This is a genomic window from Paraburkholderia sp. JHI869, assembly GCF_038900775.1.
Classification (GTDB): Bacteria; Pseudomonadota; Gammaproteobacteria; order Burkholderiales; family Burkholderiaceae; genus Paraburkholderia.
Genome location: NZ_JAYMSC010000011.1, coordinates 85,795 through 102,280, shown reverse-complemented (window position 1 = coordinate 102,280; position 16,486 = coordinate 85,795). Strand labels below are relative to the sequence as shown.

Sequence of the window (16,486 nt, the reverse complement as noted above, 5' to 3'; positions counted from 1 at the left end):
CGGCGGGCCCGCGGTACCGCGCCGCACAAGGACTGATGGAGTTTTTCGCTTGACGACGCCAATGAACACCACAACCCACACGCAGATTCCGGCGACGAATCCCCTGGAAACCGAAGGCCAGCCCGGCGCCATCGAGTTGCGCGTGCACCGGCACCGCGGCGGCGCCGTGGAAACGCGCGAGGACCACGTGGGTCAGGAATGGCCCGTCGCGCTCGTCTTCAACGGCATTTCGCACGCTGTCATGATGTGCACGCCGCGCGACCTCGAAGCGTTCGCCGTGGGCTTCGCGATCTCTGAAGGCATTGTCGGGCGCAATGCCGACATTCAGGACATCGAGGTTTATTGGCACGATGAGGCGGATCTGCCGCACGCCGAAGTCCACTTGACCGTGATCCAGCAGGCGTTCGCCGAACTCAAGGAAAAGCGCCGCGCACTTGCGGGGCGCAGCGGTTGCGGCGTATGTGGCATCGAGAGCATCGACCTGCTCGATCTCGAGCCCGAACAGGTGCCCGACACCGGCTTCGTGGCGCGCATGGCACCGGACGCCATCGCGCGCGCCGCACGCGAACTGCCGCAGCATCAGGCGCTCACGCAGCTCACCGGCGGTCTGCACGCGGCCGCATGGTGCGATGAAAACGGCGCGATCCTGCGCGCCTTCGAGGACGTGGGCCGCCATAACGCACTCGACAAGCTCATCGGCCAGCTCGTGATGGAGCGCGCCGACACGCAGCAAGGCTTCGTCTTCCTCTCGAGCCGCGCGAGCTACGAACTGGTCCGCAAGGCCGCGCGCGTGAGTATTCCGATGGTCGCGACGATCTCAGCGCCCTCTTCGCTCGCCATCGCCATCGCGAAACGCGCCGGACTGCGGCTCGTGAGCTTTTGCCGCGAGTCCGGGTATGTCGATTACGAAACGGCCTGAAGTACCACTGGCTTAATCGAACTGCCGGAAATCCGGCTTGCGCTTTTCGAGGAAGGCCGTGAACGCTTCGCGCGCTTCAGGCGCGAGCAGCATCTTGCCGAAGTGCACGAACTCTTCGCTCATGCGCGTCTTGATCTCGTGATCGCTCGCGTGCTTCATGAGCGACTTCGTCACGCGCAGCGATGACGCGGGCAGCGCCACGAGCTTCGCCAGTTGCCCGGCGACGAATGCGTCGAGTTCGGCGGCCGGCAGCACGCGGTTCACGAAGCCCATGCGATGCGCTTCCGCCGCGTCGAAAGCCTCGCCGAGGAGCAGCTTTTCCGCCGCGCCCTGATACCCCGCAATGCGCGGCAGCAAGAACGACGAAGCCGCTTCCGGGCACAGCCCGAGCGAAGCGAATGGCACGGCGAAGCGCGCATTGTCGGCAGCGTAGACGATGTCGCAGTGCAGCAGCAGCGTCGTGCCCACGCCGATCGCCGGCCCCTTCACGGCCGCGACGATCGGCTTCTCGAACGTCGAGATGGCGTCGAGAAAGCGGATCACGGGCGAATCGGCGCCGGCAGGCGGGCTCTTCAGGAAATCTTCGATGTCGTTGCCGGCCGTGAAGATTTCGGCGTGGCCGCGCATCAGCACGGCGCGTACCGAGGCGTCCTCGTTCGCGCCGTTGAGCGCGTCGGCCATCGCCTGATACATCGAGGGCGTGAGCGCGTTCTTGCGCGCGGGCCGGTCGATGGTGATCGCGAGCACGCCATTTTCGCGCGCTACCAGGATTTCGTTGCTCATACGAATGTCTCCTCAGAACAGAGTCTGATACGAAAAACGGTCCGCAAACCGTGAAGTCTGCGAACCGTGTCGATAACGCTTATGCGCCAGCAGCCGAAGCGCTTACAGCCGCTCGATGATGCCCGCCGCACCCATGCCGGTGCCCACGCACATCGTCACCATGCCGTACTTGTAGTTGCGGCGACGCAGACCGTGCACGACCGTCGAGGCGCGGATCGCGCCCGTCGCGCCGAGCGGGTGGCCGAGCGCGATCGCGCCGCCAAGCGGATTGATCTTCGAAGGATCGAGGCCGAGGTCCTGGATCACCGCCAGCGACTGCGCGGCAAACGCCTCGTTCAGCTCGATCCAGTCGAGATCGTCCTGCTTCAGGCCTGCAGCCTTCAGCGCCGCCGGAATCGCTTCCTTCGGACCGATGCCCATGATCTCCGGCGGCACGCCACGCACCGCGAAGCTCACGAAGCGCGCGAGCGGCGTGAGGTTGAACTGCTTGAGGATCTTCTCGGAGACGACGATCAGCGCGCCCGCGCCATCAGAGGTCTGCGAGCTGTTGCCAGCCGTAACCGAGCCCTTGTTCGCGAACACGGCGCGCAGCCTGGCGAGGCCTTCGAGCGTCGTATCGGCACGCGGGCCTTCGTCCAGTTCGATCAAACGCTCCTTCACCTTCACTTCGCCCGTGGCGAGATCCGGGAAACGCTCGACGAGCGTGTACGGCGCGATTTCGTCCTTGAACTCGCCGGCTTGCTGCGCGGCGAGCGCGCGGCGGTGCGATTCGACCGAGAACGCGTCCTGCGCTTCGCGGGTCACCTTCCAGCGCTCCGCTACCTTCTCGGCGGTCAGGCCCATGCCGTAAGCAATGCCAACGTCTTCGTTGCGATCGAAGATGTGCGGCGAAAGCGACGGCTTGTTGCCCATCATCGGCACCATGCTCATCGACTCGCAGCCGCCCGCGATCATCGCGTCGGATTCGCCGACGCGGATGCGGTCAGCAGCCATGGCGAGCGCCGTGAGACCCGACGCGCAGAAGCGGTTGACGGTCACGCCGCCCACGCTCTGCGGCAGGCCTGCAAGCAGCGCGCCGATGCGCGCCACGTTCAGGCCCTGCTCGGCCTCGGGAATCGCGCAGCCGACGATGGCGTCTTCGATCACGCTCGTATCGAGGCCGGGCACCTGCGCCACGGCCGACTTGATCGCGTGAACCAGCAGCTCGTCCGGGCGCGTGTTCTTGAACACGCCGCGCGGCGCCTTGCCGATGGGCGTGCGGCTCGCGGCGACGATGTATGCATCCTGCAACTGTTTGCTCATCTTTGACTCCAGTATCTCGTATGCGTCGTGCCGCTTAGTTGCGCACCGGCTTGCCGGTTTGCAGCATGCCCATGATGCGTTCCTGCGTCTTCTGCGTGCCGAGCAGATCGACGAAGGCGCGGCGCTCGAGCTTGAGCAGCCATTCTTCGTCGACGAGGCTGCCCGCCTCGACGTCGCCGCCGCACACCGCTTCCGCGATGCGGCTCGCGATCAGGAAGTCGTGATCGCTGATGAAGCGGCCGTCACGCATGTTCACGAGCGACGCCTTGATGGTCGAGATCGCCGAGCGGCCCGCCACCGGAATCTGCGTGGCGCGCAGCGGAGCGCGATAGCCCGCCGCGCTCAGTGCGCGCGCTTCCTTCTTCGCCGTGTCGAGCAGTTCGAACACGTTGAAGACGATGGTGTCCGAAGGCTTCAGATATCCCATTGCGCGCGCTTCGTGCGCCGAGGCCGAGACCTTCGCCATTGCGGCGTTTTCGAACGACTTCTGCAGGAAGCGGAGCAGATCGCTGGGTGCAGCGCCAATCGCAGCCGCGCCTTCGGCAGCGCGAATCGCCGCTTCCTTCAGGCCGCCGCCAGCGGGTACGAGACCCACGCCCACTTCCACGAGGCCGACATAGCTCTCGACGTGCGCAACACGCTTCGCGCTTTGCAGCATGATTTCGCAGCCGCCGCCGAGCGCGATGCCCGACACCGCCGTGATGACCGGCACGTTCGCGTACTTCACGCGCAGCATCGTGTCCTGGAACTTCTTCACGAACGGCTCGATGCCCTTGGCGCCGCCCATCATGAACGCGGGCATCGCCTCTTCGAGGTTCGCGCCTGCCGAGAACGGGCCGCCCGGCGCGCCGAGCTTCAGCGACGTCGGTTGCCAGATCACGAGGCCCTTGTAGCCGTCTTCGGCGATGTCGATGGCCTTCACGAGCGAGTCGAGCAGGCCCGGGCCCATCGTGTTCATCTTGCTCTTGTACGAGACGATGACGACGTCGTCTTCGCCCGCGCGGTCGTCCACCCAGGCGCGCAGGTTTTCGTTCTCGAAGAGGGTCTTGCCGTAGGTCTTCGGATCGCGCGCACCCGTTTCACCGAAGAGCGCCGCGCGGAACACCTGACGCTCGTACACCGGCAGATTCGAGCGCGGCACGAAGCGCGACTCAGCGGGCGACCACGAACCTTCCGCGCCATGCACACCGCCGTTCGCGGCGACAGCGCCTTCGAACACCCAGGCAGGCAGCGGCGCATTCGAGAGCGCCTTGCCAGCGTCGATGTCTTCCTTCACCCACTCGGCGACCTGCTTCCAGCCGGCGGCCTGCCAGCCTTCGAACGGACCTTCGTTCCAGCCGAAGCCCCAGCGGATCGCGAGATCCACGTCGCGCGCGTTGTCCGCGATCGACTGCAGATGCACGCCGATGTAGTGGAACACGTCGCGGAAGATCGACCACAGGAACTGCGCCTGCGGATGCTGCGTTTCGCGCAGCAGCTTCAGGCGTTCTGCAGGCGGACGCTTGAGGATGCGGCCCACCAGCTCGTCAGCCTTGCCGCCGCCATCCACGTACTCGCCCGTGTTGGCGTCGAGCACCTTGATCGCCTTCCCTTCCTTGCGATAGAAGCCGCCGCCCGTCTTCTGGCCGAGCGCGCCCTTCGCCACGAGCCCCGCCAGCACGGCCGGCGTTTCGTAGACCGGGAAGAACGGATCGTCCTTCAGGTTGTCCTGCATCGTCTTGATGACGTGCGCCATCGTGTCGAGGCCCACGACGTCAGCAGTGCGGAACGTCGCCGACTTCGCACGGCCAAGACGCGCGCCCGTGAGGTCATCGACTTCATCGAAACGCAGTCCGAACTTCTTCGCCTCGGCGATCACCGCGAGGATCGAGAACACGCCCACGCGGTTCGCGATGAAGTTCGGCGTGTCCTTCGCGCGCACGACGCCTTTACCCACGACGCTCGTGAGGAACGATTCGAGCTGGTCGAGGATTTCGGGCTTCGTTTGCGCGGTCGGGATCAGCTCGACGAGGTGCATGTAGCGCGGCGGATTGAAGAAGTGCACGCCGCAAAAGCGCGCCTTCAACGCATCGTCGAAGCCATGCGAGAGTTCGGTGATGGAGAGGCCCGAGGTGTTGGTCGCGAAAATCGCGTTCGGGCCGAGGTGCGGCGCAACCTTCTTGTAGAGGTCGTGCTTCCAGTCCATGCGTTCGGCGATCGCCTCGATCACGACGTCGCATTCCGCGAGCTTCGCGATGTCGTCTTCGTAGTTCGCGGGCGTGATGTATTGCGCGTCGTCCTTCACGCCGAACGGCGCGGGCGAGAGCTTCTTGAGCGTCTCGATTGCCTTGAGCGCGATGGCGTTTTTCGGGCCTTCTTTCGCGGGCAAATCGAACAGCAGCACGGGCACGCGGGCGTTGATCAGGTGCGCGGCGATCTGCGCGCCCATCACGCCGGCGCCGAGCACGGCCACCTTGCGAATATTGAGGTTGCTCACGTTGTTCCTCCAGCGGGTATGCAATGTCGAGCGGATTGAGGTGTGAGGGCGGCGTGCCGCAACAGATGACGCAACGGGCGCCGCCTCTGGACATCGTGTTGACGGGGCGCGCGCCCTTGAAGAACGCGCGCCCGTCGGCTTTTAGAACAGCGCTTCGTCGACTTCCATCAGCGTCTTCGAACCCGCGCGCGCCTGGCGGATCGAGGTGGCCGTTTCGGGCAGCAGCTTCGCGAAATAGAAGCGCGCCGTGGCCAGCTTCGACTTGTAGAACGGATCGCCCGAGCTTTCCTTCTCGAGCGCGATGCGTGCCATGCGTGCCCAGAAGTACGCGAACACGAGGTGGCCCGCCGTGCGCAGGTACGGCACTGCGGCCGCGCCCACTTCGTCGGGGTTCTGCATCGCCTTCATGCCGATTTCCATCGTGAGTTTCTGCATCTTGTCGCCAATGTCGGCGAGCGGATTCACGAACTCCTGCATTTCCGGCTTGATGCCTTCGGCTTCGACGAAATCCGTCACGAGCTTGCCGAACTTCTTGAGCTTCGCGCCCATGTCGCCCAGCACCTTGCGGCCCAGCAGGTCGAGCGACTGGATCGTGTTCGTGCCTTCGTAGATCTGGTTGATACGCGCGTCGCGCACGTACTGCTCCATGCCCCACTCGGAGATGAAGCCGTGGCCGCCGTACACCTGCATGCCGAGGTTGGTGCTCTCGAATGCGTTGTCGGTCAGGAAGGCCTTGATGATCGGCGTGAGCAGCGCGACGAGATCGCCGGCTTCCTTGCGCCCGGTTTCATCGGAATGAGACAGCTCCTTGTCGATCTGCAACGCTGACCAGTACGTGAAGGCGCGCGCGCCCTCGGCCCAGGCCTTCTGCGTGAGCAGCATGCGGCGCACGTCCGGATGCACGATGATCGGGTCAGCCGCCTTTTCAGGCGCCTTCGGGCCGGTCAACGCGCGCATCTGCAGGCGCTCCTTCGCATACGTGAGCGAGTTCTGGTAAGCGACTTCGGTGAGACCGAGACCCTGCATGCCCACGCCCAGACGCGCGGCGTTCATCATCACGAACATGGCGTTCAAGCCCTTGTTCGGCTCGCCGACGAGCCAACCCTTCGCGCTGTCCAGGTTCATCACGCAGGTCGCGTTGCCGTGAATGCCCATCTTGTGCTCGATCGAGCCGCACTTGATGCCGTTGCGCTCGCCTACTTCGCCTGCTGCCGTGGGGATGAACTTCGGCACAACGAAAAGCGAGATGCCCTTCGTTCCCGGCGGCGCGTCAGGCAGACGCGCGAGCACGAGGTGGATGATGTTCTCGGCCATGTCGTGCTCACCGCTCGAGATGAAGATCTTCGTGCCGGTGATCGCGTACGAGCCGTCGCCGTTCGGCTCGGCCTTCGTGCGCAGGATGCCGAGGTCGGTGCCGCAGTGCGGCTCGGTCAGGCACATGGTGCCGGTCCAAACGCCTTCGACGAGCTTGGGCAAATACGCCTTCTGGAGTTCGGGCGTGCCGTGCGCATGCAGACACTCGTAGGCGCCATGCGAGAGACCCGGATACATGGTCCACGCCTGGTTCGCCGAGTTCAGCATTTCGTAGAGCGCGTTGTTCACGAATGCGGGCAGGCCCTGGCCGCCGTATTCGGGATCGCAGCCGAGCGAGGGCCAGCCGGCTTCGACATACTGCTTGTACGCTTCCTTGAAACCAGTCGGCGTGGTGACGACGCCGTCGCCGGCGTACGTGCAGCCCTCACGGTCGCCGACCTGGTTCAGCGGAAACAGCACCTCGGAGCAGAATTTGCCGGCTTCTTCGAGCACCTGGTTGATGGTGTCGGCGTCGAGGTCGGCGTGCTTCGGCATCTGCTTCACTTCGCCTTCCACGTTCAGCAGTTCGTGCAGAACGAACTGCATGTCGCGCAGCGGCGCGGTGTACTGTCCCATGTCTTCTCTCCAAAAATTCGAGCTTCGGGTCCCTCGCGCGCCGCCGCGACTTCGATGTTACGGCCGGGCGCTACTGGGTCTCGCTCTGATACGAAACGATCAGCTTCTCGAACGCGGCCCACGTATGCTCGACCGCGTCCGGCAGATGCAGGAAGCGGCCGTCATGATGCAGGCCGAGCGTCACGCTATACAGTTCGAAGAGCATTAGCGCGGGATCGGTCTCCTTGCGCAAATGGCCTTCTTCGATTGCCTGCGAAATGGCCCTCAGGAGCGCCGCACGCCACATCGACACGCTCGCGACCAGCGTCTCGCGCACCTGGCTGTCCGCGCGGTCGTCGTACTCGACGGCGCCGCTGATGTAGATGCAGCCGGTCGTGACTTCGTGAATGCGCTTCTCGAACCATCGCGAGAGCATCGCACGCAGACGCGGCAAACCGCGTGGCTCGCGCAAACTCGGAAAGAAGACTTCTTCCTCGAATCGACGGTGGTACTCGCGCACCACCTCGACCTGAAGGTCTTCCCGAGACCCGAAGTGAGCGAATACGCCACTCTTGCTCATCTGCATGCGCTCGGCGAGCAGGCCGATGGTCAGGCCTTCAAGGCCATCGCGACCTGCCAGGTCGAGTGCTGCATCCAGAATGGCGGCTCGTGTCTGTTCGCCTTTTCGCATAGCTTTCTTTACCGTAACGATGTGGCCGCGATGTTGCTGTCAACTACTCGTCAACTGCTTACATCAGGGTCTGAATTAAATCGAACGGCCGTACTATTGTTGAGGACAGCCGTCCGCGAAACAAGGACTTTATTAGAAACCGATTTCTAACCGGTACTCTAATTTTCGGACTTCGTGCGCCGCGCACAAGCCGACATTCTCTCGATTGCACGTGCGCCGATTCGTATGGCAGGCGCTTGGCGCCGAGGGGTTTGCAGCGGCGATCTCGTTCTAGTCGTAGCCGCCCACGGTGATGAGCTTCATGAGCGCGCGATAAAACGCCCACGCGAGCCAGTTCACGGCGCGCGTGTGCCATGGCCGTGCCTCGTAGCGCGCGCGGTCGATCTGCGCGGCGTCGCCGAACGCCGCGAGTATTTCGCTGCGCAGTTGTTCGATCTGCGGATGCTCCACGAGCAGCACGTTGGCCTCGTTGTTGAGCACGAGACTGAGCGCATCGAGGTTCGAAGAACCCACGGTGCCCCAACTCGAATCGACGACGGCCACCTTGCCATGAAGCATTGTTTTCTCGTACTCAGCAATCTGCACGCCCGCGCTGAGAAGCTGGTGATAGAGAAACGGCACGCCGTAGTCGAGCACCTTGAATTCTTTTCGTCCGACTAAAAGCTTGACCGCCACGCCACGCTCCGCGGCGCTCACGAGCGCACGGCGCAGCCGCCGGCCCGGCATGAAGTATGGATTGGCGAGCAGCACTTCCTTGCGCGCCTCGCCGATGGCGTCGAGATAAGCCTTTTCGATGGCGCGCCGGTTCACCACGTTGTCGCGCGCGACGAAGGCCACGCAGGGCACGTGCGCCGTGCGCGGATCGCGCACGCTCGCGCGCAGGCGCTCGCGCAGACGCGTGAAGAAGCGTTTCGCGCGAGACGAGCGCACGGTGGGCGCAAGCGCGCGCAGCGCGTCGTCGACGATCTGCGTGGGACGCCCGATCGTGTGGCCAGTGGGATGCGGCGACATGAAGCCCGCGCTCGCCGGCACGCCGGGCGAAACCTGCTGCGGCAGCGGCGGCCGGTAGCCGAGCCGGATACGCCGCCACTGCTGCTCGATCGCGAGGCGCACATCGACGACGACGGGGCCGTGCAGCTCGACGGCGAAATCCCAGCGCGAATACGGCAGCCTGTGGCCGTCCTGCTCGAAGTCGTCGATCACGTTGATGCCGCCGCAATACGCGAACTGGTCGTCGATCACGGCGAGCTTGCGGTGCGTGCGCGAAAAGCCGAAGCGCCCGAAGATATGCGGGTTGTAGACGCGATGTTCGACGCCCACGCCCGGCCAGGTCTCGAAGAGCGCAATGCGCGGCGAGCCGACGCCGTCGGTGATGACGCGCACGCGCACGCCGCGCGCCGCCGCGCGTATGAGCGCATCGGAGAGCGCGCGGCCGATGTCGTCGTCGCAGAAGATATAGGTTTCGAGCGCAACATCGCGCGTGGCGGCGTCGATGCGTTCGATCATCGCGCCGAACAAGTCGGCGCTCGAGCCGAACAGGCGCACGTCGTTGCCGCTCGTGAAGCGATAGCGCGAACGATAGCGCCGGCCAAGCAGCGCCTCGCGCAGCCTCACCACGCGCTGCGATTCAATGCCGGGATCGGTACTGGTTTCGCTCATGCTCGGCTCACCCGCGCCCCTCTCGTCCAACGCGCAGCCGCTCGGGCAGTTGCAGAATGGCCTCGCGGTTCGACCACGAGAAGCACTTCGCCGCCGCCTGCTCGTAGGGCAGCCACACATAAGCCGTATGCTCGCGCGGCGCGAGCGTGACGACTGTGCCCGTGGGCACTTCCAGGCTGAACCAGTGCTCGGTGTTGCGCGTGACCCCAGGCGCATAGCGGTGGCGCCACACAGGATAGATTTCGTATTCGATCTCGTGGCGCCAGTCGAGCAGCGCGGCCTGGGGCACGCCAGGCGCGCCGACAGCAATACCCGTCTCCTCGCCCACCTCGCGCACCGCGGTTTCGGCGAACGGCTCGTCCGGGCGGTCCTTCGAGCCGGTGACCGATTGCCAGAAATTCGGCCGGTCGGCGCGTTCGATGATCAGGACCTCCAGTTGCGGCGTATGGATGACGACGAGTACGGATTCCGGAATCTTCGGCGGCTTCTGCATGGTGATGGAGCGTGGGGAGGAACGCGCGCTGCGCGCTTGCGGCGCGTCTAAAGGTAATTTAACGCAAAAAGCAAAAAAGGCGCACGATGCGCCTTTTTTGTTGTTGCAATGCAAAAGCCCGAACGGGCCTTCGCAGCAGGGTATGGCTTACTGCGCCGTCTTCTGCTCGGGTTGACGCAGACGAATGTGCAGTTCGCGCAGTTGACGCTCGTCCACCGGGCTCGGCGCCTGCGTGAGCAGATCCTGCGCGCGCTGCGTCTTCGGGAACGCGATCACGTCGCGGATCGAGTCGGCGCCGGCCATCATCGTGACGATGCGGTCCAGACCAAACGCGATACCGCCGTGCGGCGGCGCGCCGTACTGAAGGGCGTCGAGCAGGAAGCCGAACTTCGCGCGCGCTTCTTCCGCATTGATCTTGAGCGCGCGGAACACCTTGCTCTGCACCTCTTCCTGATAAATACGCACCGAGCCGCCGCCGATTTCCCAGCCGTTCAGCACCATGTCGTAGGCCTTCGCGAGGCAGCGGCCCGGATCCGTTTCGAGGTATTCCAGGTGCTCGTCCTTCGGGCTCGTGAACGGGTGGTGCGCGGCCACGTAGCGGTTTTCTTCCTCGTCGTACTCGAACATCGGGAAGTCGATCACCCACAGCGGCTTCCAGCCCTTCTCGACGAGACCGTTGGCCTTACCGAACTCCGAGTGGCCGATCTTCAGACGCAGCGCGCCAAGGCTGTCGTTCACGACCTTCGCACGGTCTGCCGCGAAGAAGACGATGTCGCCGTCTTGCGCGCCGGTGCGCTCGAGGATCGCAGCGATCGCGGCGTCGTGCAGGTTCTTGACGATCGGGCTTTGCAGACCGTCACGGCCCTTCGCCACTTCGTTGACCTTGATCCACGCCAGACCCTTCGCACCGTAGATGCGCACGAATTCGGTGTAGCCGTCGATGTCGCCGCGCGAAAGTTCGCCGCCCTTCGGCACGCGCAGCGCTGCAACACGACCGTCCTTGCTGTTGGCCGGCGTGCTGAACACCTTGAAGTCGACGTCCTTCATCGCGTCGGTCAACTCGGTGAACTCGAGCTTCACGCGCAGGTCCGGCTTGTCCGAGCCGAAGCGGCTCATGGCTTCCGAGTACTTCATTACCGGAAACTTCGCGTCGAGCTCGACGTCCATCGTTTCCTTGAACACGTGACGCGCCATGTCTTCGAACAGATCGCGGATTTCCTGCTCGCCGAGGAACGACGTTTCGCAGTCGATCTGCGTGAATTCCGGCTGACGGTCAGCGCGCAGGTCTTCGTCGCGGAAGCACTTGACGATCTGGTAGTAGCGATCGAAGTTCGCGACCATCAGGAGCTGCTTGAACAGCTGCGGCGACTGCGGCAGCGCGAAGAACTGGCCCGCGTTCACGCGCGACGGCACGAGGTAGTCGCGCGCGCCTTCCGGCGTGCTCTTCGTGAGCATCGGCGTTTCGATGTCGATGAAGCCGAGCGCGTCGAGATACTTGCGCACGGCCATCGTCACGCGGTAGCGCAGACGCAGGTTGTGCTGCATTTGCGGACGGCGCAGGTCGAGCACGCGATGCGTGAGGCGCGTGGTTTCCGAGAGGTTGTCGTCGTCGAGCTGGAACGGCGGCGTGACCGACGCATTGAGCACCACGAGCTCGTGGCACAGCACTTCGATCTTGCCGCTCGTGAGGTTCGCGTTGACCGTGCCTTCCGGACGATTGCGAACGAGACCCTTCACCTGCACGCAGAACTCGTTGCGCACGCCTTCGGCGACCTTGAACATTTCCGCGCGGTCCGGATCGCAGACGACCTGAACGAGGCCCTCGCGGTCGCGCAGGTCGATGAAGATGACGCCGCCATGATCGCGGCGGCGCTGCACCCATCCGCACAGCGAAACAGTTTGGCCAAGCAGCTGTTCGGTCACCAGACCGCAGTATTCAGATCTCATCGACATGATGTTCGTCTTTCGTTATGCATGAATGAACGGGAGCGGCGCGCGGTAGCGCGCCGTCCGGTATTTAAAGCGGAGGATCGATGGGGCGGCGTGGAGAGGTTGCCGGCGCGACCACGCCCATCGAAACAATATACTTGAGCGCGGCGTCGACGGTCATGTCCAGCTCGACCACCTCGCTCTTTGGCACCATCAGGAAAAAGCCCGACGTGGGATTCGGCGTAGTCGGGACATATACGCTCACGTGATCTTCCTGCAGGTGGTTGACCACGTCGCCGCCGGGAATGCCGGTGAGAAACGCGATCGTCCACGAACCCTTGCGCGGGTATTCGATCAGAAGCGCCTTGCGAAATGCATTGCCGTTGCTTGAAAGCAGTGTATCGGAAACCTGCTGGATGCTGCCGTACAGCGGTCCGATGATCGGAATGCGGCGCACCAGCAGGTTCCACCACTCCACCAGCTTCTGGCCAATGAAGTTGTGCGTGAGCAGACCGACCCCGAAGATGAACGCGAGCGTGAGCACGGCGCCCAGACCCGGCAGGCGCACGCCGAACATGCGCTCCGGCCGCCACGATTCGGGCAGCAACAGCAGCGTCTGATCCATCGTGCCGATGACGAGGTTCAGCACCCACAGCGTGATGGCCAAAGGCACCAGCACCAGCAGGCCGGTCAGGAATACCGATTTGAACGTCGCTTTCTTGATCGTCATTTACACCGCCAAACGCGGGGCGATTTCCCTGATATGCGGGAATCGCGCCGCAGGTTTTTCAAGTCGAGGCTGCCGGGCTGGGCGTGCTCGCTGGGCTGCTCGCAGCGGGCGCGGATGCGCTCGAATCGCTGGAAGCGCCAGCATTGCTCTCGCCGGCCGGCTTGCTGCCCTCCGGCGACGACGCGTTTTCGCCCGCCGCCTTCGCGCCGGACGCCGCGCCACTCTTGCCACCGTTTCCGCCACGGAAATCGGTGACGTACCAGCCCGAACCCTTCAGCTGGAAGCCCGCTGCGGTGACCTGCTTGCGAAATGTGTCCGCGCCGCAGCTCGGGCACTGCGTCAGGGGCGCATCGCTCATCTTTTGGAGCACGTCCTTGTCGAAGCCGCACGACTCGCAGCGATAAGCGTAGATCGGCATGATCTCTATCCTGATGAAAATCTGATAATTGCTTGCAAAGCCTTGAATTATAGCCGCAAACCAGGATCGCCCCTGGCATTTACCGGGGTTGGGTGTCCAGTGGGGAGCGTTGGAGGGTTGCGGCCGCCTCGATGCAGATGAGGGCGGATTGCGCGCACGTCAAGAGCACGCGCGGCGATGCAGGGCGGCGAGCGCATGGCGCGCCCGCCTGACACAGCTTAAACGTGCGACGGAGCGACGTCGTTGCGACGCCACACGAGCCAGCGCTCGCGCCCGACGAACACGGGCAGCGAGTCGGCCACGGGCTGATCGTCGGTCAGGCTGAAGTACGGCGTGAGCAAGGCGTCGAGTTCGTCGCGCGCGATGGCGAACGGCGGCCCTTTGGGCGTTTCGCCGATGAAGAAGTAGCCCGCGAGCAGCGCGCCGGGCTGCAACAGTTCGGCCATGCGCACGGCGTAGCTCGCGCGCAGCGCCTTGGGCAACGCGCACAGGAAAGCGCGCTCGAACACCCAGGCCGGCGTGAACGGCGGCGTGTAGGCGTAGAAGTCCGCCTCTTCGACGACGCCGGCGTACTCCCCTAGCGCCGTGCGCGCGCTCGCGACCGCGGCCGGCGCAAAGTCGATGGCGCGCACCGTGCGGCCGCGCTCGGCGAGCCAGCGCGCCTCCCACGCGTTGCCGCAGCCCGGAATCAGCACCGCGGCCTCGGGGTGCGCGGTGGCGAAGGCTTCGAACTGGCCCTGCACGCCCGCCTGGTCCCACGGCGTAAAGCCGCGCTCGAAGCGTTCGTCCCAGAACGAGGGCGACGCCGGGTCGCGGGTTTCGAATTCGGGCACGTCGCCCGGTTGCGGCGGCAGGGTCGGGTCGCTCATCGTCTCACTCCTCGTTCTGGTGGTCCGCTAGCCGCCGTAGGCGAACGCGAGCCACACGCGCGCCGCCACCATGCCCACGCCCACGGCCACGCCGAAGACGAGCAGGCCCTGCAGCAGGCGGTTCGTGCGGCGTTGCTCGGCGAGCATCGCGCGGATCGTCTCGTCATTCGCAAAGCCGCCCGGCTCCTGGCGGTGCATCAGCATCTGATGCACGAGGCGCGGCAATTGGGGCAGCGTCTTGCTCCATTGCGGCGCTTCGATCTTGAAGCGCTCGTACCATCCGCGCAGGCCGATCTGCTCGGTCATCCAGCGCTCGAGATACGGCTTTGCCGTTTTCCAGAGATCGAGCTCCGGGTCGAGCGAGCGACCGAGGCCTTCGACGTTGAGCATGGTCTTTTGCAGCAGCACGAGCTGCGGCTGGATTTCCACGTTGAAGCGCCGCGAGGTCTGGAAGAGCCGCAGCAGGACCTGGCCAAGCGAAATATCCTTCAACGCCCGGTCGAAATACGGTTCGCACACGGCGCGAATCGCGCTTTCCAGTTCCTCCACGCGCGTATTGGGCGGCACCCAACCCGACTCGATATGCAGCGTCGCCACGCGGTGATAGTCGCGCTTGAAGAATGCGAGAAAGTTCTGCGCGAGATAGTTCTTGTCGAAGTCCGACAGCGCACCGACGATGCCGAAATCGAGCGCGATATAGCGGCCGAAATGCGCGGGATCGAGGCTCACCTGAATGTTGCCCGGGTGCATGTCGGCGTGGAAGAAGCCATCGCGGAACACCTGCGTGAAGAAGATTTCCACGCCCTCGCGCGCAAGCTTCGGAATGTCTACGCCCGCTGCGCGCAGCTTGTCCACCTGGCTGATCGGCACGCCGACCATGCGCTCCATCACGAGCACATTGGCCGTGCTGAATTCCCAGTACATCTCCGGCACGAGCAGCAAGTCGAGGCCCGCGAAATTGCGGCGCAACTGGCTGCCGTTGGCGGCCTCGCGCATGAGGTCGAGTTCGTCGTGCAGGTACTTGTCGAATTCGGCCACGACTTCACGCGGCTTCAAGCGCTTGCCGTCGGCCCACAGACGCTCGGCCCACACGGCGATGTCACGCAGCAGCGCGAGGTCGGAATCGATCACCGGACGCATGTTCGGGCGCAGCACCTTCACGGCCACCGGCTTGCCCGCGTGCTGACCCGACTTCACCTTGGCGAAGTGCACCTGAGCGATCGAGGCGCTCGCCACCGGCACGCGCTCGAACTCGTCGAAGATCGCATCGACCGGCGCGCCCAGCGACTTCTCGATCAGGCCGATCGCCACGTTCGAATCGAACGGCGGCACCTGGTCCTGCAGCTTCGCGAGCTCGTTGGCGATGTCGGGCGGCAGCAGGTCGCGGCGCGTGGACAGCACCTGGCCGAATTTCACGAAGATCGGGCCGAGGCTTTCCAGCGCGAGACGCAGCCGCAAGCCGGGTGGGTCGTCGAAGCGACGGCCGATCGTGGTGATGCGAAGGAGCAACGCCACACGCCGGTCGTTGATCCGGCTCAACATCATCTCGTCCAGGCCGAAGCGGATGACGGTGAAGAAAATCTTGAGAAAACGCAGAAAACGCATGTCTGGGGGGCCTGTTGACTAGCGCGAGCCGCGCGGCGCAGCGCTTTGGCTCCCGCCGCTGGCCTGTGATTTTTGTTCGATTCGCTCGACGCGCTTTTCCACGCGCGCCAACGCATCGCGTGCGCGCGACAGCTCTTCGTTGAAGCCGTCGAGTTCGGCGCGCCGCACGAGCTGTGGATTTTCGTCGAGCAGATATTCCGTGACCGAGCCGAGCACGTTGCGGCCAGTGCGTAGCGCCTGCTCGCCGGCGGCACGCGCGAGCGTGGCGATGCGCGAAGCCGGCGCGTCGCCAATGAGCTTCGCGAGGTCCTCTTCGGGCTCCCAGCGCAGATGCTCGGCGAGCTTGCCGATGACCTGTGCGAACTCGGCATCGCCCTCGATCTTCACGTGCTTCATCACGGCCGTCTGGCCGCCCTGCACGAACGACGAGAGCGCGCCCGCAGGCAGCGATAGCGTCACATCGACGTCGCCTGCATCGTGGTCCTCGACCGCGCCCAGATAGCCGTCCGGCTGCACGAGCAGCGTGAGCATGACGGGCGGGCATGCGAGGCGCGCCGTCTTGCCGGCATAGTGGGCGAGACGCTCGCGTGCCCACGTTTCGCGGGCGAGCAGGTGATTGACGGCAGCGGCGAAGGGCTTGGCGGCAAGAGTCATCGGCATGGAATAAGAAAACCCGCACGGGCACAAGCCCGGGCGGGTTCCTA

General features: G+C 64.5%; 13 protein-coding genes and 1 pseudogene. 1 reads left to right on the top strand and 13 read right to left on the bottom strand.

Going from position 1 to position 16,486, the window contains the following annotated elements; translation table 11 throughout:
• Nucleotides 1-61: 61 nt before the first annotated feature.
• Complete coding sequence (fdhD, locus tag VSR72_RS19810; protein WP_342954043.1) at nucleotides 62-919, top strand: formate dehydrogenase accessory sulfurtransferase FdhD; 858 nt, start codon at nucleotides 62-64, stop codon at nucleotides 917-919.
• Between the two features lie 12 nt (nucleotides 920-931).
• Here fdhD and VSR72_RS19805 read toward each other — a convergent pair whose 3' ends face one another.
• The 13 genes and pseudogenes from VSR72_RS19805 to VSR72_RS19745 form a co-directional block, all read right to left on the bottom strand.
• Nucleotides 932-1,702, bottom strand: a complete 771-nt coding sequence (locus VSR72_RS19805; protein ID WP_342954042.1) for an enoyl-CoA hydratase — start codon at nucleotides 1,700-1,702, stop codon at nucleotides 932-934.
• 102 nt (nucleotides 1,703-1,804) lie between these two features.
• The gene (locus VSR72_RS19800; protein WP_342954041.1) at nucleotides 1,805-3,004 is read right to left on the bottom strand and encodes an acetyl-CoA C-acyltransferase; all 1,200 of its coding nucleotides are present in this window, start codon (nucleotides 3,002-3,004) and stop codon (nucleotides 1,805-1,807) included.
• 34 nt (nucleotides 3,005-3,038) lie between these two features.
• Complete coding sequence (locus tag VSR72_RS19795) at nucleotides 3,039-5,480, bottom strand: 3-hydroxyacyl-CoA dehydrogenase/enoyl-CoA hydratase family protein (RefSeq protein WP_342954040.1); 2,442 nt, start codon at nucleotides 5,478-5,480, stop codon at nucleotides 3,039-3,041.
• Between the two features lie 141 nt (nucleotides 5,481-5,621).
• The gene (locus tag VSR72_RS19790) at nucleotides 5,622-7,409 is read right to left on the bottom strand and encodes an acyl-CoA dehydrogenase C-terminal domain-containing protein (RefSeq protein WP_342954039.1); all 1,788 of its coding nucleotides are present in this window, start codon (nucleotides 7,407-7,409) and stop codon (nucleotides 5,622-5,624) included.
• Nucleotides 7,410-7,479: 70 nt separating this feature from the next.
• Entirely contained in the window at nucleotides 7,480-8,079 is a 600-nt protein-coding gene (locus VSR72_RS19785; protein WP_028206015.1) for a TetR/AcrR family transcriptional regulator, read from the bottom strand.
• Between the two features lie 270 nt (nucleotides 8,080-8,349).
• Nucleotides 8,350-9,642 (bottom strand): annotated as a pseudogene (locus VSR72_RS19780) (phospholipase D-like domain-containing protein); the annotation flags it as partial.
• A gap of 103 nt (nucleotides 9,643-9,745) precedes the next feature.
• Nucleotides 9,746-10,231 carry a dihydroneopterin triphosphate diphosphatase gene (gene nudB / locus VSR72_RS19775; protein WP_342954038.1) on the bottom strand — a complete coding sequence of 162 codons (486 nt, stop codon included), beginning with the start codon at nucleotides 10,229-10,231 and terminating at the stop codon, nucleotides 9,746-9,748.
• A 147-nt stretch (nucleotides 10,232-10,378) separates the two neighbouring features.
• Nucleotides 10,379-12,184 (bottom strand): aspartate--tRNA ligase, encoded by a 1,806-nt coding sequence (aspS, locus tag VSR72_RS19770; RefSeq protein WP_342954037.1) that lies wholly within the window; start codon nucleotides 12,182-12,184, stop codon nucleotides 10,379-10,381.
• 64 nt (nucleotides 12,185-12,248) lie between these two features.
• Nucleotides 12,249-12,890, bottom strand: coding sequence for a DUF502 domain-containing protein (locus tag VSR72_RS19765; protein WP_342954036.1), 642 nt, complete (start codon nucleotides 12,888-12,890; stop codon nucleotides 12,249-12,251).
• A 58-nt stretch (nucleotides 12,891-12,948) separates the two neighbouring features.
• Nucleotides 12,949-13,308 (bottom strand): FmdB family zinc ribbon protein, encoded by a 360-nt coding sequence (locus VSR72_RS19760; RefSeq protein ID WP_342954035.1) that lies wholly within the window; start codon nucleotides 13,306-13,308, stop codon nucleotides 12,949-12,951.
• 218 nt (nucleotides 13,309-13,526) lie between these two features.
• Nucleotides 13,527-14,177, bottom strand: a complete 651-nt coding sequence (locus VSR72_RS19755; protein ID WP_342954034.1) for a methyltransferase domain-containing protein — start codon at nucleotides 14,175-14,177, stop codon at nucleotides 13,527-13,529.
• A gap of 27 nt (nucleotides 14,178-14,204) precedes the next feature.
• Complete coding sequence (gene ubiB, locus VSR72_RS19750) at nucleotides 14,205-15,782, bottom strand: ubiquinone biosynthesis regulatory protein kinase UbiB (protein WP_342954033.1); 1,578 nt, start codon at nucleotides 15,780-15,782, stop codon at nucleotides 14,205-14,207.
• 18 nt (nucleotides 15,783-15,800) lie between these two features.
• Nucleotides 15,801-16,436 carry an SCP2 sterol-binding domain-containing protein gene (locus VSR72_RS19745; protein WP_342954174.1) on the bottom strand — a complete coding sequence of 212 codons (636 nt, stop codon included), beginning with the start codon at nucleotides 16,434-16,436 and terminating at the stop codon, nucleotides 15,801-15,803.
• Between the last annotated feature and the right edge of the window lie 50 nt (nucleotides 16,437-16,486).